3 protein-coding genes (1 of these 3 only partly in view) are annotated in these 23,892 nt (G+C 70.9%); all 3 read left to right on the plus strand.

Annotated features, from left to right (window positions below; genetic code table 11):
* Tightly spaced (each overlapping or abutting the next), the 3 genes in view from OV208_RS08940 to OV208_RS08950 form a layout consistent with a single transcriptional unit that may run on beyond the window.
* Positions 1-9,072: a type I polyketide synthase gene (locus OV208_RS08940; protein WP_267573393.1), complete on the plus strand. Its 9,072-nt coding sequence runs from the start codon at positions 1-3 to the stop codon at positions 9,070-9,072.
* Complete coding sequence (locus tag OV208_RS08945; RefSeq protein WP_267573394.1) at positions 9,069-18,404, plus strand: non-ribosomal peptide synthetase; 9,336 nt, start codon at positions 9,069-9,071, stop codon at positions 18,402-18,404. The genes OV208_RS08940 and OV208_RS08945 overlap by 4 nt, the downstream gene beginning before the upstream one ends.
* On the plus strand, positions 18,405-23,892 hold the 5' portion of the coding sequence (locus OV208_RS08950; RefSeq protein ID WP_267573395.1) for a non-ribosomal peptide synthetase. 590 nt of this gene lie beyond the right edge of the window; only the first 5,488 of its 6,078 coding nucleotides appear in the window; its start codon is at positions 18,405-18,407; its stop codon lies off the right edge, out of view.

A 23,892-nucleotide genomic window follows, 5' to 3' on the forward strand; every position in this document is an offset into this window, starting at 1 on the left:
ATGCTGCGACTCATCAATCGCTACGCCCATGGCTTCGTGTCGGTCCCCGTCATCGTCGCATGCAAGCAAAAGGGGCTCTTCTCCAGCCTGGAGCAACCCAAGACCCTGGAATCCCTCGCGGAAGCGCTGGGCGCGAACACCGGGCACATCCAGGCCGCGCTCCGGATGCTTCACGCACTGGGTTGGCTTTCACGCGATGAGGCTGGCACCTATCAGGTCACCCCCGAGGCCGGACTCCACCAGCAGCTCCCTTCGGATCTGCTCGAGCTGAGCGGCCTTTCCATGGCCCGCTACCTGTCGCCCGGAGAGCCAGGCGGCCCCCTCTCGCGGTGGATTGCCCGCTCACGACAACGGTGGAACGTCACGGATCCGTTGCTCGCGGATCTCCTGGACGGGGTCCTGCTCGTCCCCCTGTTGTCCTCGCTGGGTCGCGCGGGCCCTGGACCCTCGGCCCCTGGGACGCTGCCCTGGCCTGTCGGCGTGAGCCCTTCGGTCCGCGAGGAATTGGACGCCCTGTTCCTGAGCAAGGGTTGGGCGGAGCCCGTGCCAGAGGGCCTCCAGCTCACCGACGCCGGGCGCTTCCTGACGCAGCGCGGCCTCATCGCCGGGACCACTGCCTCCTACGCTCCGATGCTCGCGCGGATGCCTGAATTGCTGTTCGGGGATGCCCAGGCCGCATTCGAGCGGGCGCACGGCGGCGCCGAAAGCCATGTCGACCGCACCACCAACGTCGTCGCCAGCGGCTTCCAGCACGAGCGCTTCTTCCAGGAGGTCGATGACGTCGTCCTCGCGATGTTCGACCGCCTGCCCCTCGAAGCCCAGCCCCGGTACGTCATCGACATGGGCTGCGGGGATGGGACGTTCCTGCTGCGCATTCATGCGCTCATCCGCTCACGCACCGCCCGGGGCCAGCACCTGGAGCAGCACCCCGTCCTCTTCATCGGCGCGGACGTCAACGAAGCGGCGCGCGCCGCCACCGCGAAGACCCTGGCGGAGGTGCCCCACCTCGTCGTCCATGGAGACATCGGAGACCCGGCCCGGCTGATGGCGGACCTGCGCGCGCTCGGACTTCCAGAGCTCGAACGCACCCTGCACGTGCGCTCGTTCCTGGACCACGACCGCCCCTACATCCCTCCCGCTCGGCCTCGGGAGACGGAGGCGCGGGCCCGGCTTCCGCTCCAGGGCGTGTATGTGGATCCGAAGGGGGCGCTCATCCCTCCCGGCGTCATGTTCCAGAGCCTCGTCGAGCACTTCCAGCGCTGGGCGGACGTGGTGACGGAGCACGGCCTGCTCCTGCTCGAGGTCCACAGCCTCCCGCCTGAAACGGTCCACCGCTTCCTGGACCAGTGCGAGAACCTCCACTTCGACGCGTACCACGCGTTCTCGAAGCAGTACCTGGTGGAGCCCCACGTCTTCCTGCTCGCCGCGGCGGAGGCGGGCCTGTTCCCGAAGCTCGGCTTTCCTCGCCGCTCGCCTCGGACGTTCCCCTTCACCCGCATCACCCTGAGCCACTTCGAGAAGCGCCCCTACACCGTGCGCCACGCACGGCTGGAGGATCTGCCCGCCCTGCTCCAGTTGGAAGAGGCGTGCATGCCTCCTGCGCTGCGGGCCTCGGAGCGGCAGCTGCGGTCCCGGCTGGAGCAGTCCCCGGAGGGCAACCTCCTCCTGGAGCTTGAGGGCCGCACGGCGGGCGTCGTCTATTCGCAGCGCATCACGGAGGAGTCCCTGCTGGCGCGGGCGAGGCACTCGGAGCTGGGCGCCCTGCATGCGCCGGGCGGAGCGCTCATCCAATTGTTGGGATTGAACGTCCTGCCGGAGATGCAACGCTTTGGGTTGGGGGATCAACTCCTCGAATTCATGCTCCAGCACTGCACGCTGCTGAGCGACGTCGAACGCGTGGTGGGCATCACCCGCTGCCGGGACTACCCGGCACATGCGCACCTGCCGCAGCGGGACTACCTCCAGCTGAAGGACGGCAGCGGCAAGCGCGTGGACTCCATCCTCCGGTTCCACGAGGCGCACGGCGCCTCCATCGTCGGACTGGTGCCCGACTACCGCCCGGAGGACACCGACAACCAGGGCGCGGGCGTGCGGATCTCCTACGAGCTGCGCACGCGGACGCGCGGCCAGGGGGCCCCGGTCTCCACCCCAGGGGCCCAGGGGCGCCCCGCCGTCACGGACACCGTCGAGGCCGCCATCCGACAGGTGCTCGGCGAGCGACGCACGGCGGCGTTCGCGCCCCGCGCCTCCTTGAACGAGATGGGCCTGGACTCGCTCGACCTGATGGAGCTGGCCTCGCTGCTCGGTCGGCACTTCGGCGCGTCGGTGGAGTCCACCCTCTTCTTCCGTCACGGGACCCCGGCCGCCCTCGTCCAGCACTTCGAGGAGCAGGCCCGGGGCGGCGCCTCCACCGCCCGCGCTCCCGAGCGGACGCGGGTCCAGGACGAGGCCTCCGACGAGCCCCGCGGACTCTCCGGTGAGGGCGCCTCGCGGGCGGAGACGTCGCACGAGCCTGTCGCGATCATCGGCATGGCGTGCCGCTTCCCAGGGGGTGCCACCAGCCCTGCTGCCTACTGGTCGCTGCTGCACCAGGGCACGGACGCCATCAGCGCCATCCCCCACTCGCGCGGGGAGTTGCTCTCGCTGCATGCCTCGCGGCCGGGCGCTGACGACCCCTTCCCCCGGCACGGCGGGTTCCTGGAGCGCATCGACGGATTCGATGCCTCGTTCTTCCGGATCTCACCCCGGGAGGCGGGCTCCATTGATCCGCAGCACCGGCTGCTGCTCGAGGTGTCCTGGGAGGCACTGGAGAACGCGGGGCTGAATCCCGAATCCCTGGCGGGCACGCCCACCGGCGTGTTCACCGGCATCTTCTCCCACGACTACGAATCGCTTCAGCTCCGGCAGCAGTCGCCGCAGGAGCTGGGCCCGTACTTCGCGACCGGCAACTCCAGCGCGCTCGCTTCGGGACGCCTGTCCTATTTCCTCGGCCTCCAGGGCCCCGCCATCACCGTCAACACGGCGTGCTCTTCTTCCCTCGTCGCGGTCCACCTGGCGGCCCAGAGCCTGCGCCAGGGCGAGTGCACCGTGGCGCTCGCGTCGGGCGTGAACCTGCTGCTGTCTCCGGAGCTGAATGTCACCTTCGCCCAGGCGGGGATGCTCTCGCCGGATGGGCGCTGCAAGACCTTTGACGCGGGCGCCAATGGGTACTCGCGCAGCGAGGGCTGTGGCGCGGTCATCCTGAAGCGCTTGTCCCAGGCGCTCGCGGACGGAGACACCGTCCTCGCGGTGCTCCGCGGAACGGCCATCAACCAGGATGGCGCGAGCAACGGCCTCACCGCTCCGAACGGGCTCGCCCAGGAGGCCGTGATCCGCAAGGCCCTGGCCGACGCGCGTGTGGCGCCTTCGGAGGTCTCCTACGTCGAGGCCCATGGCACCGGCACGCCGCTGGGAGATCCAGTGGAGCTCAACGCCCTGGGCGCGGTGTACGGCGCGGGGCGAACGCCCGAGCAGCCCCTGACGATCGGTTCGGTGAAGACGAACATCGGCCACACCGAGGCGGCGGCGGGGCTCGCGGGGTTGCTCAAGGTCGTCCTCTCGCTCCAGCACGAGACCCTCCCCCGCCACCTGCACCTCGCGCGGCTCAACCCGCAGATCCGGCTCGACACCATTCCCGCGCGCATCCCCACCGAGCCACTGCCCTGGCGCGGCGAGCCGGGACGCCGCCGCATCGCGGGCGTGAGCGCGTTCGGCTTCAGCGGCACCAACGCCCACGTCATCGTGGAAGAGGCACCCGCACCAGCCCCGCGTCGCGACCCGGTCGCACACCGACACCACCTGCTGGCGCTCTCCGCCAGGAGCGGTCCCGCGCTGCGGCAGCTCGCCCGTGCCCATGAAGAGGCCCAGGCCAGCGCGCACGCGCCCTCGCTCCAGGACCTCTGCTTTACGGCCAGCACGGGGCGCGCGCACCTGGACCACCGGCAGGCCTTCGTCGCACAAACTCCCGAGCAGTTGCGCGAAGCCCTGGCCACGTTCGCCAGCCAGGAGCCGGGACCCCGTCCGTCCGTGGGCAAGCGGGCGTTCCTCTTCACCGGACAGGGCGCGCAGTCCGTGGGCATGGCTCGCCAGCTCCACGAAACGCAGCCCGTCTACCGGCGGGCCTTCGACCGCTGTGACTCGCTGCTGCGTCCCCTGCTCGGGGCCTCGTTGTGGGACGTGCTGTATCCGGCGTCGGGGGCCTTCTCGCCCCTCCATGAGACCCGCTTCACCCAGCCCGCCCTCTTCGCCGTGGAGTACGCGCTGGCCGAGCTGTGGGGCTCCTGGGGCATCGTGCCGGACCTGGTCATGGGGCACAGCCTGGGCGAGTACGTCGCGGCCTGCGTGGCCGGCGTGTTCAGCCTCGAAGAAGGACTGCGGCTGGTGGCCAGCCGGGCGCGGCTGATGCAGGCCCTCCCCTCCGGTGGGACGATGATGGCGCTCCTTGCTGGCGAGGAGCAGGTCGCCGAAGCGATCCGCGCCAGCGGGGCGCCCGTGTCGATCGCCGCCATCAACGGCCCGGCCAGCGTCGTCATCTCCGGCCCCGACGAGGCCGTGCGAGGACTCGCCGCGACGCTGAAGGAGCGCGGCGTCCAGGGCAGCGCGCTGACGGTCTCCCACGCCTTCCACTCCGCCCTGATGGAGCCGATGCTGGCGGAGTTCGAGCGCGTCGCCTCCGGCATCGACTTCCGGCCTCCGCGCATCGGCGTCATCTCCAACGTCACCGGGGCGCTCGCGGGTCCGGAGCTCACCACCGCGGCCTACTGGTGCCGCCATGTCCGCGCGCCCGTCCGGTTCGCGGAAGGGATGCGGACGCTCCACGCACTGGGCTGCGACACCTTCCTGGAGCTGGGCCCGAAGCCCACCCTGCTCGGAATGGGGCGACAGTGCCTGCCCGAGGACGCCGGCGTCTGGCTTCCCAGCCTGCGGCCCGGCATCGACGACGAGCAGCAACTGCTCCAGAGCCTGGCCACGCTCTATGCGCGAGGGGCCCGGGTGGACTGGACCGCACTCCATCGCCACGAGCCGGGGCGCAAGGTCTCGCTGCCGACCTATCCCTTCCAGCGCGAACGCGCCTGGTTCAGCTCGTCCCCGACGACGGTCGCCACGCCCCGTGCGCGCGAGGGCGGTCGGAGCCATCCGCTGCGAGGCCGGCGGCTCCGCTCCGCGCTGGAGGCGATCCAGTTCGAGTCCACGCTCCACGCCAACGCCCCCGCGTACCTGGCCGAGCACGTCGTCCACGAATCCATCGTCCTGCCCGGCGCGGCCTACCTGGAGATGGCGCTGTCCGCGGGCTCCGCGGTGTTCGGCTCGGAGGCCTTCGCCCTCGAGGACATCGTCCTCCAGCAGGCGATGCTCCTGTCACCCGACGAGCCCCGGACACTCCAGACCGTCCTCGTGCCCGAAGAAGGTGCTCGCGCGTTCGCCTTCCGCATCTCCAGCATCGGTCCGGAGGAGGACGACGCGGAGCAGCCTACGTGGACCCTCCACGTCTCCGGCAGGCTGGTGAGCCGCCCCGTGTCCCCGTCCACTCCCGACCTGGAGGTCGCTGACCGCCGGATCCCCGGTGGCCAGAAGGTGGACGGCTTCTACACGCGCATGGATGCGCGCTCCATCCACTACGGGCCCAGCTTCCAGGCCGTCGAGGAACTCTGGGGACGCGAGGGAGAGGCGCTCGGCCGGATCCGGCTTCCTGGGCACATCGCGAGGGAGGCTGGCGACTACCTGCTGCATCCCGTGCTGCTCGATGCCGCGCTCCAGGTGACCTATGGGGCCCTCTCCACGGGGACGTACATGCCCGTGAGCATCGAGCGGTTCACGGTGGACGCGACCCCGGGCACCGAAGTGTGGAGCCGGGCCCGCCTCCACGCAGGTGCGCGCGAGGGGGCGGAGACCTTCACCGTCGACCTCGACTTCTTCACCTCCGAGGGCCGACCGCTGGCGCGCGTCGAAGGCATGCTGTTCAAGCGGGCCACCCCGGAGGCCTTGCAGGGCCGCGCGGCGAAGCCCTGGCAGTCCTGGCTCTACACGTCCGAGTGGCGTGATCAGGGTCCGGTGCTCCTGCCCGCGCGCGAGGGCGGACCCTTCCCCGAGGAGGCTCGCATCCCCCTGCGGGCCGAGCTGGCGCGGCTTGTCGCCGGGCAGGATCTCACGGCCCAGGACTCGCTCTTCCACCGACTCGAAGCGCTGAGCGCGGCCTACGTCGTGCAGGCCTTCCAGCAGCTCGGCTGGACGTTCCCGCGTGGAGATCAGTTCACGACCCCCGCCCTCGCATCGCGGCTGAACGTCGTCGCCCGGCACCATCGGCTGCTGGGCCGGCTGCTCGAAATCCTCTCGGAAGAAGGGGTGCTGCGGCGCGACGGTGCGCACTGGCAGGTGCTGCGAACTCCCGAGGAAGCCTCACTTGAAACCTGGGTGGGCCGTCCGGGCGCACACCCGCCCGCGGTGGAGCTGGAGCTGCTCGATCGCTGCGGGACGTCCCTGGGTGCGGTGCTTCGCGGGGAGCAGGATCCACTCCAGCTCCTCTTCCCCGAAGGCGACCTGTCGACCACCGCCCGGCTCTACGAAGGGTCCTCTTCGTTCCTGCCGATGAACCAGTTGGTCCGGAGCACCCTGTCCTGGTGGCTCTCACAGCGCCCCCAGAAGCCCTTGCGCATCCTCGAGCTTGGCGCGGGGAGCGGCGGGACCACGGCCCATGTGCTGCCCATCCTTCCTCGCGAGCGGACCGAGTACGTCTTCAGTGACGTCTCTCCGATGTTCGTCTCCCAGGCCCGGGAGCGGTTCGCCGCCTGGCCCTTCCTGCGGGGCAAGGTGCTCGACCTCGAACAGGATCCGCGCGCGCAAGGCTTCGAGGAACACACGTTCGACCTCATCCTGGCCGCCAACGTGCTCCATGCGACACGGGAGCTGCACACGAGCCTGGAGCACATCCAGCGACTGCTCGCGCCCGGTGGCTCCCTGGTGCTGCTGGAGGTCACCGCGCCCGCGCGCTGGACGGACCTCACCTTCGGACTCACGGAGGGCTGGTGGCGATTCACCGACACCGAGCTGCGGCCGGAGCATCCGCTGCTGTCCGCGCCCCGCTGGCAGGAGGTGATGGCGCGAAGCGGCCTGCCCCACTCCGAGATCATCGCGTTGTCGGATCCCAAGGGAGGAATGCTCTCCCGGCAGGCGGTCCTCCTCGCACGCGCCGGGGAAGCGACGGCCGTGGAGCCTCGTGCTCCAGCGAACCCCTGGCTCGTGCTGGCGGATCGCGGGGGCGTGGCGGATCAGCTCGAAGCGCTGCTGAAGACCCGGGGCGAATCCTGCATCCGGATCCACTCCGCGGAAGCGTTTGCCCAACGCTCCGAGCAGGAGTTCGAGGTCGCGGCCTCCCATGCCGGCGACTTCGAGCGCGTGCTCCGCCACGTGCTGGGCACCGGGGTCGTCCCGCGAGGCGTGGTGCACCTGTGGAGCCTGGATGCGAAGCAAGGCACCGGGCCCGAGGACGTCCTGGCGCTGGAGGAAGCCGCGCGACACAACGTCGAAGGCGCCCTGCATCTCGTGCAGGCCCTGGCACGGGTGGCCATGCCTCGGACCCCGCCCGTGTGGCTGGTGACTCGCGGCGCCGTGCCGGCCGGCCCTGGCGCCCGGGTGCCAGGGGTGGCGCAAGCTCCGCTCTGGGGTCTGGGGAAAGTCATCGCGCTCGAACACCCGGAAGCGTGGGGCGGGCTCGTGGATCTGGATCCCGACGCGCCCGTGGATGCCGGAGCGCTGCTGGCGGAACTCACATCGTCGGGCGGCGAGGAGCAGCTCGCGTTCCGGGGCGGACATCGTTACGCCTGCCGCCTCGCACCGCGCGGTGCGCAGGAGCCTCGTGCGCCCACCGTGAAGGCGGACGGCGCCTATCTGATCACCGGAGGGCTCGGCTTCCTGGGGCTCCAGGTCGCGCGCTGGCTGGTGCGTCAGGGCGCGCGGCATCTGGTCCTGGTCGGCAGGGGTACGCTTCCGGAACGCTCCCGGTGGCCCCACCTCCCCGAGGGCTCCGAGGAGAAGCGCCGCGCGGAGGCCATCCTGGCCCTGGAGCAGCAGGGCGCCACGGTGGAATGCCATGCGGTGGATGTCGGCGATGCGGAAGCCCTCTCACGCCTTCTGAAGTCGACGACGGCGGTGCGGCCCGCGTGGCGCGGCGTCATCCACTCGGCGGGGGTCGCCGGCTATGAACCGCTCACCGACACGACGCCTCGGGCGCTGGCGAGCATGTTCCGTCCCAAGGTGGCGGGAGCCTGGCTGCTGCACCACCTGACGCGGGACCTGGAGCTGGACTTCTTCGTCTGCTTCTCCTCGGCCTCCTCCACCTGGGGCGCCCGGGGACATGCCAGCTACGCCTCCGCGAACCAGTTCCTCGACGCCCTGGCGCACCACCGGCGCGCGCTCGGCCTGCCCGCGCTGACTGTCAACTGGGCGCTCATCGGCGAGGGCGGCATGCTCCCCGAAGGGTACGGCAGCACGCTCCGTCAGATTGGCGTCGAAGCGATGCGCGTGGAGGACGGCCTGCTGGCCATGGGACAGGCCATGGCCACGGGCGCGGCCCAGGTCACCGTGGCCCGCGTGAACTGGAGCACCTTCAAGGAAGTGTACGAGGCACGGCGGCGCCGGCTGCTGCTGGAGGAGCTCGCGATCCGCGCCCCCCTGCCCGTCCCCGTCACGGTGAAGCAGGCTCCGAGCGCATCGCTCCTGCAACAGCTCGCGGAAGCGCCGCCGGAGGAGCGCGCCGGGAAGCTGAGCACCTACGTCCAGGAGCACGTCGCGCGGGTGCTCGGGCTGGGGGTGCGGCAGCTCGACGTGCGGCAGTCGCTGCATGTCCTGGGGCTCGACTCACTGATGGCCATCCAGTTGAGGACCCGGCTGCGCCACGACCTGAAGGCCGATGTGCCGGTGGTGAAATTCATGGAGGGCTTCAGCGTGGTCAGCCTCGTCGATCTCCTGGGACAACACCTGACCACCCTGCTGGCCCCCGCCCCCGCGGACGCCGGCTGGGTGGAGGGCGAGCTATGACGCCGTCGCGTCTGCTGCGCGACCTCTCCGGGCAGGGCGTGGAGCTGTGGGCCGAGGGCGACAAGCTTCGCTACCGCGCGCCCAACAACGTCCTGACGCCGGCCATCCTCGCCGACCTCAAGCACCACAAGGCCGGGCTCCTCGAACTGCTCCGGGAACGGGCGGCTCCGGTGCGCCGCCACCCGCTCTCCCAGGGCCAACGCGCGCTCTGGTACCTGTACCAGGTCGCTCCCGACAGCCCGGCCTACAACGTCGCGTTCGCGGGCCGCCTGCGCTCGGAGGTGGACATCCCCACGCTGCGCGAGTCGCTCCAGGCCCTCGTGGATCGCCACGCCACGCTGCGCACCACCTTCCCCCTGTCGGAAGGCCAGCCCGTCCAGCACGTGCACGCGAAGCGCGAAGCCCACCTGGAGCTCGTGGACGCGTCGGGCGGGTCACAGGAGCAGCTCTCCGCGCGCGTGTCCGCCTCCTACCGGCGGCCGTTCGACCTGGAGCAGGGGCCGCTGATGCGGGTGGAGCTGTTCACCCTCTCGCCCCGGGAGCACGTGCTGCTGATGTCGCTCCACCACATCGTCATCGACTTCTGGTCCTTGATGGTGCTGGTGGATGAACTCGGCGCCCTGTACCAGGCGCGCAGGCAGGGCACGCGGGCGGAGCTGGCTCCGCTCACCCGCGCGTACTCCGACTACGTCGACTGGCAGGCGGAGCTGCTGGCCGGCCCTGATGGCGAGCGGCTCGAGCGATACTGGAAGGAGCAGCTTTCAGGCGCGCTGCCCGCGCTGAACCTGCCGGTGGACCGTCCGCGCCCGCCCGTGCAGACGTACCGGGGCGCTTCGCATGGCTTCCGGCTGGGGCGCACGCTCACGCAGGAAATCAAGGCGCTGGCCCGGTCCGAAAGCGCCACCGTCTACACGGTGCTGCTGGCCGCGTTCCAGGTCCTGCTCCACCGCTACACGGATCAGCAGGACATCCTCGTGGGCTCGCTGATGGCCGGACGCGGCCAGTCCGAGTTCGCCGAGGTGACGGGCTACTTCGTCAACCCCGTCGTCCTGCGCGCGGACCTGTCCGGCGACCCCACGTTCAGCGACTTCCTCGCGCAGGTGCGGCAGCGCGTCCTGGGCGCGATGCGCCACGAGGACTACCCCTTCCCGCTGCTCGTCGAGCGGCTCCAGCCCAACCGCGACGCGAGCCTGTCTCCCGTCTTCCAGGTGCTGTTCGCGTTGCACAAGCCGCCCCGGCTGGAGCCGCTGATGGAGCTCTGGGCACCGGCGGGCGGACACGCCTCGCTGGAGTGGGCGGGCCTCCAGTTGGAACCCCTCGCGATGGGGCAGCAGGAGGGGCAGTTCGACCTGACGTTGGAGATGATGGAGACGCAGGACGGGCTCGGCGGCTTCTTCAAGTACAACACCGACCTCTTCGACGCCGCCACGCTCCGCCGCATGGAGGAGCATTACGTGGCGCTGCTCCGGGGCGTGCTGGAACAGCCGCGCCGGCCCATCTCCCGGCTCCCCCTGCTCTCCGAGGACGAAGCCGCGCGGCTCTTGCGGACCTGGAACGACACCCGGGCCGACTTCCCGACCGGGCAGCGGATCCACGAGCTATTCGAGGCCCAGGCCGCGCGGACCCCGGAGGCCGAGGCGCTGGTGGATGGCGGGCGGCGGCTGGACTACCGCGAGCTGAACGCGCGCGCCAATCGGCTCGCCCGGCACCTGCGCTCGCTCGGGGTGGGGCCCGAGGTGCGGGTCGGCGTCTGCGTGGAGCGCTCGCTGGAGCTGGTGCTGGGATTGCTGGCGATCCTCAAGGCGGGCGGCACCTATGTCCCGCTGGATCCCGCCTACCCCGAGGAGCGCCTGCGCTTCATGATCGGGGATGCGCGCACGCCCGTGCTCCTCACGCAGCGCAAGCTGTTGGAGCGCCTGCCCTCCCAGACGGCCACCTGTGTCTGCGTGGGGCCGGACGACGTTCCTGGCGCGGATCAGGACGACACCAACCTGGGCGACACGTCGCGCGCGGAGAACCTGGCGTACGTGCTGTACACCTCCGGCTCCACCGGCACGCCGAAGGGCGTGTCCATCACCCACCACAGCGCCGTCACCCTGCTGCACTGGGCGCGCACGGTGTTCACGCCCGAGGAGTACGCGGGCGTCCTCGCCTCCACCTCCATCTGCTTCGACCTCTCGGTCTTCGAGCTCTTCGTCCCGCTGAGCTGGGGCGGCAAGGTGCTGATGGCCGAGAACGCCCTGCACCTGCCCACGCTGGAGGCCGCGGCGGAGGTCACCCTCATCAACACGGTGCCTTCGGCCATCAACGAGCTGTTGAAGGTGGGGCGGCTGCCGCCCTCGGTGCTCACCGTGAACCTCGCGGGCGAACCCTTCTCCAGCGAGCTGGTACGCCGCATCCACCGGGGGGGTTCGGTCCGGCGCGTCTACAATCTCTACGGGCCCTCGGAGGACACGACCTACTCCACCTTCGCGCTGCTGGATGGCGCCTCCCAGCGCGCGCCGACCATCGGACGGCCCATCGCCAACACGCAGGTGTACCTGCTCGACAGGCACCTGCAGCCGGTGCCGACCGGTGTGGCGGGAGAGCTGTACCTGGGAGGCGAAGGACTGGCCCGGGGGTACTTCGAGCGGCCCGCGCTGAGCGCGGAGCGCTTCGTCCCCAACCCCTTCGGCGCGAGCCCCGGCTCGCGGCTGTACCGGACGGGGGACTTCGCCCGCCACCTGCCCGACGGCAACCTGGAGTTCCTCGGCCGGCAGGACAAGCAGGTGAAGATCCGCGGCTTCCGCATCGAGCTGGGAGAAATCGAGGAGGCCCTGCTCGCGCACCCCTCGCTGCTCGAAGCCGTGGTGGTGGCCCGCAACGAGCCGCTCGGCCGGCGACTGGTGGCCTACGTCGTGCCGCGCGAAGGGCAGACCCCGGTGCCCGCGGAGCTGCGGCGCTTCCTGAAGGAGCGGCTGCCCGACCACATGGTGCCGGCGACGTTCATGACGTTGGCCCGGCTGCCGTTGAACCCCAATGGCAAGGTGGACGCGCGCGCGCTGCCCGTCCCCACGCGCGTCAGCGACGACGCCCACGCGCCCCGCGAGGCGCCCCGCACCGACGCGGAGCTGCGGCTGGCCCCCATCTGGAGCGAGGTCCTCCGGCTGGAACGCGTGAGCCGTCACGACAACTTCTTCGAACTGGGCGGCGACTCCATCCTGGGCATCCTGGTCGTCACCCGGGCGCGTCGGGCCGGACTCCAGCTCACGCCCCAGCACATCTCCCAGCACCAGACCCTCGCGGAGCTGGCCGCCGTCGCGGTCTCCACCCTCCCCACCGCCGTGGCCGAACAGACCGCGGTCACGGGCGAAGTCCCGCTGACGCCCATCCAGCACTGGTACTTCGAGCTGGAGCCCGTGGAGCCGCACCACTTCAACCAGTCCCTCCTGTTGAAGACGCCGCCCGGATTGAATCAGGAGGGGCTCGCGCGGGTGCTCGAACACCTGCTGGGCCATCACGATGCGCTGCGCCTGCGCTTCATCCGCATGGGCACCGGCTGGAGCCAGCGGCTGGCCGCCCCCGGTGAGCCCGCCGCGCTGCACCGGGTGGACCTGGGCGCGCTCCCCGAGGACGCGCGGGCCCACGCGATGGAGGCCGCCGCGAACGAGGCGCAGGCCCGCCTGGATCTGCGACAGGGCCCCCTCTTGCGCGCGGTCCTCTTCGACCGGGGCGAGGGAGAGTCGGGGCGGCTGCTGCTCGCCGTCCACCATCTGGCGGTGGACGCCGTCTCCTGGCGCATCCTGCTGGAGGACCTGGAGACGCTCTACACACAGCTCGGCCGTGGAGAGGCGCTCCAACTGCCGCCCAAGACGACCTCCTTCAAGGAGTGGGCAGCGCGGCTGGAGGAGCATGCCCGCTCCCCGGAGCTGGCGCGTGAGCGGGACTTCTGGGCCGCACCGCGCGGTTCCGTCCCCACGCTGCGCCCCGAGCTAGGAACACCAGCGGAGGCGAACACCCTGGGCGCGAGCGCGACGGTCCTCGTCAGCCTGGGTGCCGAGGAGACCCGCGCCCTGCTGCGCGATGTTCCGGCCGCGCATGGCACGCGGATCAACGACGTGCTGCTCTCGGCGCTCGCGCGAAGCTTCCACGAGGCCGCGAACGTGTCGCCCCTGCTCGTCGCGCTGGAGGGGCACGGACGCGAGCCGATGGGCGAAGGGGTGGACCTCTCCCGCACCGTGGGCTGGTTCACCTCCGTCTTCCCCGTGCTGTTGGGGCAGGGGCGGATCGCCGATCCCGTGGAGGCACTCCACTCGGTCAAGGCGCAGCTCCAGGCCATCCCCCGGAGGGGCATCGGCCACGGGCTGCTGCACTACCTGGGGCCTGACGAAACGCTGCGGCGCCAGCTCGCGGAGGGCCCCGCGCCGGAGCTCAGCTTCAACTACCTGGGCCAGTTGGATCAGCTCCTGCCCGGGGACGCCGTGTTCTCGGTGGCCGACGAACCGAGGGGGCGGGAGCATGGCCCCCGCAACCGTCGGCGCTACCTGCTCGACCTGGTGGCCGCCGTGCGCCAGGGCCAGCTCCAGGTGGAGTGGATCCACGCGCCTGGCATCCACTCGAAGGCCACCATCGAACGCCTCGCCCAGGCGTTCCTGAAGGCCCTGCGCGACATCATCCAGGGCGAGCGTCCCGTCCGGACCCCGGAGACAGCGTCTGGGGACTTCCCCGCCGCGGCCCTGACGCCGGCTGAACTCCAGACGCTGCGCTCCCGCCTCCACGCGGCGGGCACGGAGCCCGGGAACATCGAGGACATCTACGCGCTGGCGCCCATGCAGCAGGGGCTGCTGTTCCACTCGCTCTACGCGCCGGAGACGGGGATCTACTTCGAGCAGCTCACCCTGCGCTTCCGCGACGGGCTGAACGCGGGCGCCTTCCAACGCGCATGGACGCAGGCGGTGGAGGACAACCCCCTGCTGCGCACCTCGTTCCACTGGGACGCGCTCGCCCATCCGGTGCAGGTGGTCCACTCCCGCGTGGAGCTGCCCTGGCGTGAGCTGGACTGGCGCGGACTGAGCGAGAGCGAGCGACAGGGGCGCATGGCCTCCCTGCTCGAGGACGACCGCCAGCGCGGGTTCGCCTTGGATCGGGCGCCGCTGATGCGCTGCACGCTCATCCGGGTCGGCGACGAGGCTTGTGAGTTCCTCTGCAGCCATCACCACCTGCTGATGGATGGCTGGTCGCTCTCGCTGCTGCTGCGTCAGGTGCTCACCGCGTACCACGCCGCGCGACAGGGCCAGCCAACGCCGGCGAACGCCGTGCCGGCCTTCCGCGCGTACATCGACTGGCTCCACCGGCAGGACCTTCCCGCGGCGGAGCGCTACTGGCGCCAGACGCTCGCGGGCTTCACCGCGCCGACGCCGCTGCCCTCCGCCGAGCCGGCCCGCGCGGACATCCGCCGGGGCGCCCGCGCAAGCCACGTGCTGCGTCTGCCGGGGTCCCGACTCGAAGCGCTGGCCCGTGAGCACCGGCTCACGCCCAACACGCTGGTGCAGGGCGCGTGGGCCCTGATGCTGAGCCGCTACGGTGGCACACAGGACGTGGTCTGGGGCGCGACCGTCTCCGGACGTCCGGCGGAGCTGCCGCGCATCGAGGACATGGTGGGGCTGTTCATCAACACCCTGCCCCTGCGTGCGCACGTGGCCCCGGACGCGCAGCTCGTGCCGTGGCTCCAGCAGCTCCAGGCGCGGCTCCAGCAGGGCAGCCAGTACGCCTACGCGCCGCTGGCGGAGATCCAGCGCTGGAGCGAAGTGCCCCAGGGCACCTCGCTCTTCGAGAGCATGGTGGTCTTCGAGAACTACCCCATGGACGGCGCGGTCGCGGACCTGGAGATCCTCAACCTGCACGACCTGGAGCGGGCCCACTACCCGCTCGCGCTCGTCGTCCTTCCCGGCGCCCCGTTGAACGCGCGGCTCAGCTACGACCCGACCCGGCTGGGAGTCGCGACGATCAGCCGCATGGCGGCCACCTTCGAGACGCTGCTCGCGGCCCTGCTCGCGCACCCGCACCAGCGCGTAGGCGAACTGCCCGCCATGGCGGAGAGCGAGCGGCGGCTCGTGGTGGAGGAGTGGAACCAGACGTGGACCGACTTCCCCCGTCAGCAGCCCCTCCATCGCCTCGTGGAGGCGCAGGTGGCGCGGACGCCGGAGGCCGTGGCCGTGGAGTACGGGGAGCGGCGTTGGACCTACCGTGAGCTCAACGGGCGGGCCAACCAGCTCGCGCACCACCTGCGCGCGCTGGGCGTGGGCCCTGAATCGATGGTGGCGCTCTGCGTGGAGCGCTCGCCGGAGATGCTGGTCGCCATGCTGGGCATCCTCAAGGCCGGGGGCGCCTACGTCCCGTTGGATCCGAGCTACCCCGCCGAGCGCATCGCCTTCATGCTCGCGGACACCCGCGCCCCCGTGCTGCTGACCGAGGAGCGCCACGCCGAGGGCCTGCCGCACACCGGGGCGCGGCGCGTGCGCCTGGATGCGGACTGGGAACAGGTCGCCCGCGAGAGCGCCGAGAACCCGTCCTGGGACGTGGATCCGGAGCAGCTCGCCTACGCCATCTACACGTCCGGCTCCACCGGGCAGCCCAAGGGCGTCATGGTGACGCACCGGGCGGTGAACCGGCTGGTGCTCGGCGCGCGCTACGTGAAGCTGGAGCCGACCGACCGGATCGCCCAGGCGTCGAATGCGTCCTTCGACGCCGCGACCTTCGAAATCTGGGGAGCGCTGCTGCATGGCGCCGCGGTGGTGGGGGTGGGCCGTGACGTGACGCTGTCCCCGCCGGAGTTCGCCACGTTCCTCGAAGCGCGGCGGATCAGCGTGCTGTTCCTGACCACCGCGCTCTTCAACCAGGTCATCCGGGAGGCGCCCCGGGCCTTCCGCTCGCTGCGCTACGTCCTCTTCGGGGGCGAACAGGTCAACCCCCGCTGGGTGCGCGAGGCCCTGGAGCAGTCCGCGCCCGGTGAGCTCCAGCACGTCTACGGCCCCACCGAGAGCACCACGTTCGCAACGTCCTGGCGCGTGGACCGGGTGCCTCCCGGCGCGACCAACCTGCCCATCGGCGGACCCATCTCCAACACGCGCGCGCACGTGCTGGACGCGCAACTGCAACCGGTCCCCATCGGCGTCCCGGGCGAGCTGTACCTTGGAGGCGAGGGACTGGCGCGAGGCTACCTCCACCACCCGGAGCACACCGCCACGCGCTTCACGCCGGATCCGTTCGCGAAGGAGCCCGGAGGCCGGCTCTACCGGACCGGGGATCGCGTGCGCCTGTTGCCGGACGGCGCCATCGAGTTCCTCGGCCGAGGCGACCATCAGGTGAAGCTGCGCGGCTTCCGCATCGAGCTGGGAGAGATTGAAGCGACGCTGCTGCGGCATCCCTCGGTGCGCGAGGCGGTGGCGCTCGTGCGGGAGGACGTGCCGGACAACCGGAGGCTCGTGGCCTACGCCGTCCCCCACGCCGGGCAGGTGCTCGACCTGGCGGAACTCGGCCAGTTCCTCCAGGAGCGGCTGCCCGCGTACATGGTGCCGTCCGCGCTCGTGAACCTGCCAGCGCTGCCGCTCACGCCCAACGGCAAGACGGACTCACGCGCCCTTCCCGCGCCCCAGGCACCTTCGGAGGAAGCGGGGAGCTTCGTCGCGCCCCGCACTCACGCCGAGCAGACGCTGGCCGCCATCTGGGCGGAGACGCTCAAGCTGGAGCGCGTGGGCGTCCAGGACAACTTCTTCGAGCTGGGCGGGGATTCGATCCTCAGCATGCGCATCGTCGCTCGCGCCACCCAGGCCGGACTCAAGCTGCTGGTGCGGGACATCTTCGAGCACCCCGTCATCGAGGAGCTGGCCGCCGTGGCCACTCCGCTCCACGCCGCCCCCGAGGAAGCCGAGGCCAGCGGCGCGGTGCCGCTCACGCCCATCCAGCGCTGGTTCTTCGAACTGGACCTGCCCTCGCCCCACCACTTCAACCAGTCGTGCCTGCTCGAAGCCGCCGGCCGCGTGGAGGTGGAGCACCTGTCGAGTGCGCTCCAGCACCTGCTGCGACAGCACGAGGCCCTGCGCCTGCGCTTCACCCGCTCGCCATCGGGCTGGCAGCAGCACGTCGCGCCGCCGGAGGACGCGGTATCGCTCGAGTTGCTGGAGGCGCGTGGAGGTGACGAGCAGGCGGTGCAAGAGGCCGCCGGGCGACTCCAGGCCAGCCTGTCACTCGCGGAGGGACCGCTGATTCGGGCGGCCCTGATCCGGGTGGAAGGCTCCCCACGGGAGCGCCTCCTGCTGGCGGCGCACCACCTGGTCGTGGACTCGGTCTCCTGGCAGATTTTGCTGGAGGACCTGGACGCCGCATACCGGCAGCTCCAGCGCGGCGAACCCGTGCGACTGCCCGCGCGGACCACGTCGTTCCCGCACTGGGCCCGCCGTCTGGAGAAGGATGGCCCCACGCGAGTCGCCAGCTCCGCGCAGCATTGGCTGGGATTGGCGGGGACGGCCCTGGTCCCGCTGCCGGTCGATGCGCCCCAGGAGGCAGCACACGACACGCTGGGCACGATGGCCACGGTCTCCAGCTGGCTGACACCGGAGGAGACCCACTCCCTGCTCCGTGAGGCGCCCCGGGCCTACAACAACCGGATCAACGAGCTGCTCCTCGCCGCGCTGGCCCGGAGCTTCTTCCAGTGGACCGGACACGCCCGTGTGTTGGTGGACCTGGAGGGCCATGGCCGGGAGGAGCTGTTCGACGGACTGGACCTCTCCCGCACCGTGGGCTGGTTCACGTCCACCTTCCCCGTGCTGCTGGAGCAGGGCGGTCTGTCGTCACAGGGACAGGCCCTGCGGCAGGTGAAGGAAGCGCTGCGGAGCATCCCGGATGCGGGCATCGGCTACGGCGTGCTTCGCTTCCTCGGAGAGGGTGCGTTCCGCGAACAACTGCGGGCCCTGCCCCGACCGCAGGTGAGCTTCAACTACCTGGGACAGCAGGCCCGGGCGCAGGAGGACGGCGCCGCGTTCCGGGCGTCCCCTGGGACGCTCGGGCTGGAACATGATCCGAGCGGACGGCGCCCGCACCTGCTCAGCATCATCGCCGTCGTGACGGAGGGACGGCTGCGCGTGGACTGGCTGTACGGCAGCCGCGTCCACCACCGCTCCACCATCGAATCGCGGGCCCGCGACTACCTCGAAGCCTTGCGCGGGCTCATCACCCATTGTCGGTCGCCCGATGCGGGCGGCTATTCCGCCTCGGACTTTCCCGACGCCAACCTGAGCCAGTCCCAGCTCGACCTCATCCTGGATGAGCTCGAGCAGGACTCCACGGAGGACTAGGTGAGCAAGCCTCAAGTCGAACAGATCTACCCGCTCTCGCCCTCGCAACAGGGAATGCTCTACGAGAGCCTCGCGGCCGCCGAGTCCGGCATCCACGTGGAGCAGCTCGTCTGGCGCATGGAGGGGCCCCTGGACGAGGCCGCCCTCGAACGCGCCTGGCAGCACGTCGTGGAACGGCACGCGGTCCTGCGCACCGGCTTCGCCTGGAAGCAGCAGTCGGAGCCCGTCCAGGTCGTCCTGCCTCGCGTCTCGGTGCCCCTGCGCGGCCAGGACCTGCGGGCGCTGCCTCCCGACGAACAGCAGCAGCGGCTGGAAGCGGAGCTGGAGTCGGAGCGCCTGCGCGGCTTCAAGCTCGCGAAGGCGCCGCTGATGCGGCTGGCCCTCTTCCGCTTCAGCGATGACGAGGCCCGGTTGGTGTGGACCTTCCATCACCTGTTGCTGGATGGCTGGTGTCTGCCCCTCCTCCTTCAGGAGGTCCTGAGCTGTTACCAGGCCTTCCTCCAGGGCCAGACGCCCCGCCTGGGAACGAGCCGACCCTTCCGGGACTATGTCGCGTGGTTGAAGCGACAGGAGCCCGAGGCCGCGCGCCGCTTCTGGTCCGAGCGCCTGCGAGGCTTCACCCGGCCGACGGCGCTCGGGAGGCCCGCGGCGCAGGAAACTTCCGACACGGGCTATGGCGTCGTGCAGGCAGGCCTGCCTCCAGCGCGGACGGAGGCGCTCCTCGCGAAGCTCAAGCAGCAACGGCTCACGCCCAGCTCCTTCTTCCAGGGGCTCTGGGCCGTGCTGCTGAGCCGGTACAGCGGACACACGGACGTGGTCTTCGGCACGACGGTGTCTGGCAGGCCGCCGGAGCTGGAGGGCGTGGAGTCCATCATCGGCCCGTTCATCAACACCCTGCCCGTGCGCAGGGTCGTGGAGCCCTCGCGCGAGCTGTGGTCCTGGTTCCAGGAGGGGCAGACCCAGCGCAACGACCAGCGCGCCTTCGAATACTGCTCCGCGGGACAGGTCCACGAGTGGAGCGAGGTGCCCGGAGCGCTCCCGCTCCACGAGAGCATCCTCGTCTACGAGAACTATCCGATGGAGGCCTTCCAGGCCTCGTCGTCCGGTCCCGGCCTCGCGCTGGCCGACCTGCGCTCCATCGGCGCGAGGACGCGCCATCCGCTCACCCTGCTCATCCTCCCGGGCTCCGAGCTGACCGTCCGGCTCGTGCATGACCGCTCACGGCTGGATGCGGCGGCGGCCGAGCGCGTCCTCCAGGGCCTGCTGGCGCTGTCCGTCGCGGTGGTGGACGGAGCGCCGGAGCGGCTGGGCGCCCTGCTGTCCCTGCTCCCGGACGACCTGATCCCCGCCGTGCATGCGCCCCGCGAAGCCACGCCCGCGGACTCCCTCACGGAAGGCGGAGAGCCGAGCACCCCGCTGCAACTGCGTCTGGCCCGCCTCTGGACGGAGCTGCTGGGCGTGGAGCGGGTGGGCATGCGGGACAACTTCTTCGCGCGAGGAGGACACTCGCTGCTGGCCGCGCGCCTCGTGGGTTCGGTGAACGAGGCGTTCTGCGTGCAGCTGCCGCTGGTGGGCCTCTACGAGTCGTCCACCTTCGGCGCCCTGGCCGAACGGATCGCCTCGCTCCAGCGGACGGCGCCCACGTCGTTGACCCCGGGCAGCCCGGCCCTTCCCCAGGTGAAGCCCGCCCCGGAGGCCCGCTTCGAACCCTTCCCGCTCACCGACATCCAGCAGGCCTACTGGGTGGGCCGCTCGGGCGACTACGAGCTGGGGCAGGTGTCCACGCACATCTACTTCGAGATCAACGGTCAGGGGCTGGAGGTCTCCCGCCTGGAGCAGGCGTGGCGCCGGCTCATCGACCGTCACGACATGTTGCGCGCGGTCATCCTCCCGGACGGCCGTCAGCAGGTGCTGAAGCAGGTGCCGCCCTATCACCTGCGGGTCCTGGAGCTGCGTGGACAGGACGAAGCCTCACGCACCCGTCAGCTCGACGCGGTCCGCGAGGAGATGTCCCATCAGGTGCTCCCAGCCGACCGCTGGCCGCTGTTCGAGATCCGCGCCTCGCTGCTGGACGACGGGCACCTGCGGCTCCACGTGGGACTGGACGCGCTGATCGCCGACGCCTGGAGCATGTTCTGTCTCTTCCAGGAGTGGGCGCGGCTCTACCAGCAGCCGGAGGCGCAGCTGCCAGCGCTGGAGCTCACGTTCCGGGACTACGTGCTCGCGGAAGAAGGGCTGCGGCGCACGCCGCTGTATGAACGCTCGCGCGCCTACTGGATGGAGCGGGTGGAGCGCATGGCGCCAGCCCCCGAACTGCCGCTAGCGAGGACGCCCGACGCGGTGGGCGCGGGCCGCTTCCAGCGCCGGGGCTCACGGCTGTCCCGCGAGGACTGGCAGAAGCTGAAGCAGCGGACCGCCGAGGAGGGCCTGACGCCCTCCGCCGTCCTCTGCACGGCGTTCTCCGAGGTGCTTGCCCGCTGGAGCAAGAGCCCCCGCTTCACGCTCAACCTCACCCTCTTCAACCGCCTGCCCCTGCACCCGCAGACCCATGAGATCGTCGGGGACTTCACCTCGCTGTCGCTGCTGGAGGTGGATGCCTCGCTCCTGGAGCCCTTCACGGCGCGAGCCCAGCGCGTCCAGCAGCAGCTCTGGCAGGACCTGGACCACCGCCACTTCGGAGGCGTGCGGGTGCTGCGGGAGCTGGCCCGCCGGCAGGGAGGCACCCAGCGCGCGCTGATGCCCGTGGTGTTCACCAGCACGCTGGCGCTCGGCGCCGCGGGCCAGGAGGCCTCCGTCCTCAATCAGTTCGGCGAGATGACCTACGCCGTCGGCCAGACGCCGCAGGTCTGGTTGGATCATCAGGTCATCGAGCAGGACGGAGCGCTGCTCTTCAACTGGGACGCGGTGGAGGCGCTCTTCCCGCCCGGCCTCCTGGACGACATGTTCGCGGCCTACTGCCGCTTCCTCGCGCGCCTGGTGGACTCCGGGGCCGCGTGGCACGAACTCCACCCGGAGCTCACGCCCCCGGCGCAGTTGGCGCGCCGGGCCGCCGTCAACGCCACCGAAGCCCCCCTGTCCGAACAGCTCCTGCACGGGCCCTTCCTGGAGCAGGCCCGGAGCCGTCCGCGCGACGTCGCGGTCATCACGCCGAGCGCCACGCTGACGTACGGAGAGCTCGACACGCTGGCCCGGCATCTGGGCCACCAGTTGCGGGAAGCGGGCGTCCAGCCCGACACGCTGGTCGCGGTGGTGATGGAGAAGGGCTGGGAGCAGGTCGTCGCCGTGCTCGGCATCCTCATGGCCGGCGCCGCCTACGTCCCCGTCGATCCCGCGCTCCCGAAGGAGCGGCGTCAGGCCCTGCTGGCCCAGAGCCAGGCCACGTGGATCGTCACCCAACCGTGGATCGATGAGCGGGGCGAATGGCCCGAGGGCTCGCGGCGGCTGCGCGTCGACCGCGCTCCCCTCGCCCTGCCTCCGCCTCCGCCCCTCGCTTCCGTCACCTCTCCCCACCACCTCGCCTACGTCCTCTTCACCTCCGGCTCCACCGGACAGCCCAAGGGCGTGATGATCGACCACCGGGGCGCCCTCAACACCCTGCTCGACATCAACTCCCGCTTCCGCCTCTCCGCCTCCGACCGCGTCCTCGCCCTCTCCGAGCTGGGCTTCGACCTCTCCGTCTTCGACATCTTCGGCCTGCTCGCCGTCGGCGGCTCCCTCGTCCTTCCAGACCCCGCCCTCGCCCGCGACCCCTCCCACTGGGAGGAACTGCTGCGCCGCCACTCCGTCACCGCCTGGAACTCCGTCCCCGCCACCGTGGTGATGCTCGCCTCCCACCTCCAGGGACGCGCTCCTCCGCCCTCCCTTCGCCTCTGCCTGCTCAGCGGCGACTGGATTCCCCTCTCCCTTCCGGACCAACTGCGCTCCCTCTGGCCCTCCCTGCTCCTCATCAGCCTGGGCGGCGCCACCGAGGCCTCCATCTGGTCCATCTTCCATCCCGTCGATTCCGTCAGGCCCGACTGGAAGAGCATTCCCTACGGCACCCCCCTCACCAACCAGCGCTTCCACGTCCTCGACGAGCTGCTGCGCCCCGTCCCCGACTGGGTGCCCGGCCATCTCTTCATCGCAGGCTCAGGCCTCGCGCTCGGCTACTGGCGTGACGAGACCCGCACCCAGGCCAGCTTCATCACCCACCCGCGCACCGGCGAGCGCCTCTACAAGACGGGAGACCTCGGCCGTTACTGGCCCCACGGCGCCATCGAGTTCCTCGGTCGCGAGGACTTCCAGGTCAAGGTCAACGGCTTCCGCATCGAGCTCGGTGAAATCGAGGCCGCGCTCGCACTTCACCCCTCCCTTCGCGAAGCCGTCGTCACCGCGGTCGGCGAGCCCGGAGCCAACCGCCACCTCGTGGCCTACGTCGTCGCGAAGGACGCGCCCGCCTCGGACGTCTTCCCGGTGTCGAGCGCGGATCCATCCCAGGCCGGGAAGACCTGGCAGGAGTCCGTTGACGCGGGGCTGGCCCAGGCCCGACAGCCGCAGCACGACGTGGATCGGGACGCGTTCATCGGACTGTGGCGAAGCCTGGATGCGCTGTACCTGGCCGAGCTGTGCGACGCCCTGCGGAAGCTGGGCGTCTTCGTGGCACCGGGTGAGCGGCACGACGTGGACGGGCTCATGGCCCGGGGCCGGGTGGCCTCGCGCTATCGCAAGTGGGTGTCGCGTGGCCTGCGCGTGCTGGCCGAGGAAGGCGTGCTGCGCCAGGACGGGGAGTTCTTCGAAGCGGTGCGGCCCCTGCCCGCGGGAGGTTCGCCCGAGCTGGCCTCGCGCGTCCGCACCCAGCTTGCCGCTGGACTGGGCTTCTCCCCGAAGGAGAGCGACTGGTTCCTCCAGGGCGTCGCGGATCTTCCCCAGGTGCTCACGGACGGCGCGCGCTCCGCGCAGGTCTACGCCGCCGAGGAGACGCCGCTCGTCTACCGCAAGCTCTTCCAGCGCTCCAACGAGGTCCTCGCCAGCGTGCTGCGCGCCGTGGTGGCCACCGGCGCCCAGGACAGGCCGCTGCGCATCCTGGAGGTGGGCGCGGGCTACGGTTCGACGACCGAACACCTGCTGCCGCTGCTGCCGCCCGCGCGCTGCCACTACACCTTCACCGACATCTCAACGTTCTTCCTCACGGCCGCCCGGAAGAAGTTCGCGGACTTCCCCTTCGTCGAATACGGCCTGCTGGACCTGGAGGCGAGTCCCCGGACCCAGGGCTATGAGCCCCAGTCCTTCGACATCATCATCGCGTCGAGCGTGCTGCACGACACCCGCCACCTCAAGGACAGCCTCGGCAACCTCCGGACGCTCCTCGCTCCAGGCGGACTGCTGCTGGTGCTGGAGGAGACGAAGTTCTTCCGCTCCTTCGACCTGATCATGGGCCTGCAACAGGGCTTCGACCGCTTCGAGGACACGCGGTTGCGCACCCACCACCCGCTCCTGCCGAGCGACCAGT

Origin of the sequence: Corallococcus sp. bb12-1 (assembly GCF_026626765.1) — a bacterium.
Lineage (GTDB): Bacteria > Myxococcota > Myxococcia > Myxococcales > Myxococcaceae > Corallococcus > Corallococcus terminator.

Bases quoted from the DNA above. Each gene is read 5' to 3' on its own strand.
- OV208_RS08940 (WP_267573393.1), top strand. From the start codon at position 1: ATGCTGCGACTCATCAATCGCTACGCCCATGGCTTCGTGTCGGTCCCC.
- OV208_RS08945 (WP_267573394.1), top strand. From the start codon at position 9,069: ATGACGCCGTCGCGTCTGCTGCGCGACCTCTCCGGGCAGGGCGTGGAG.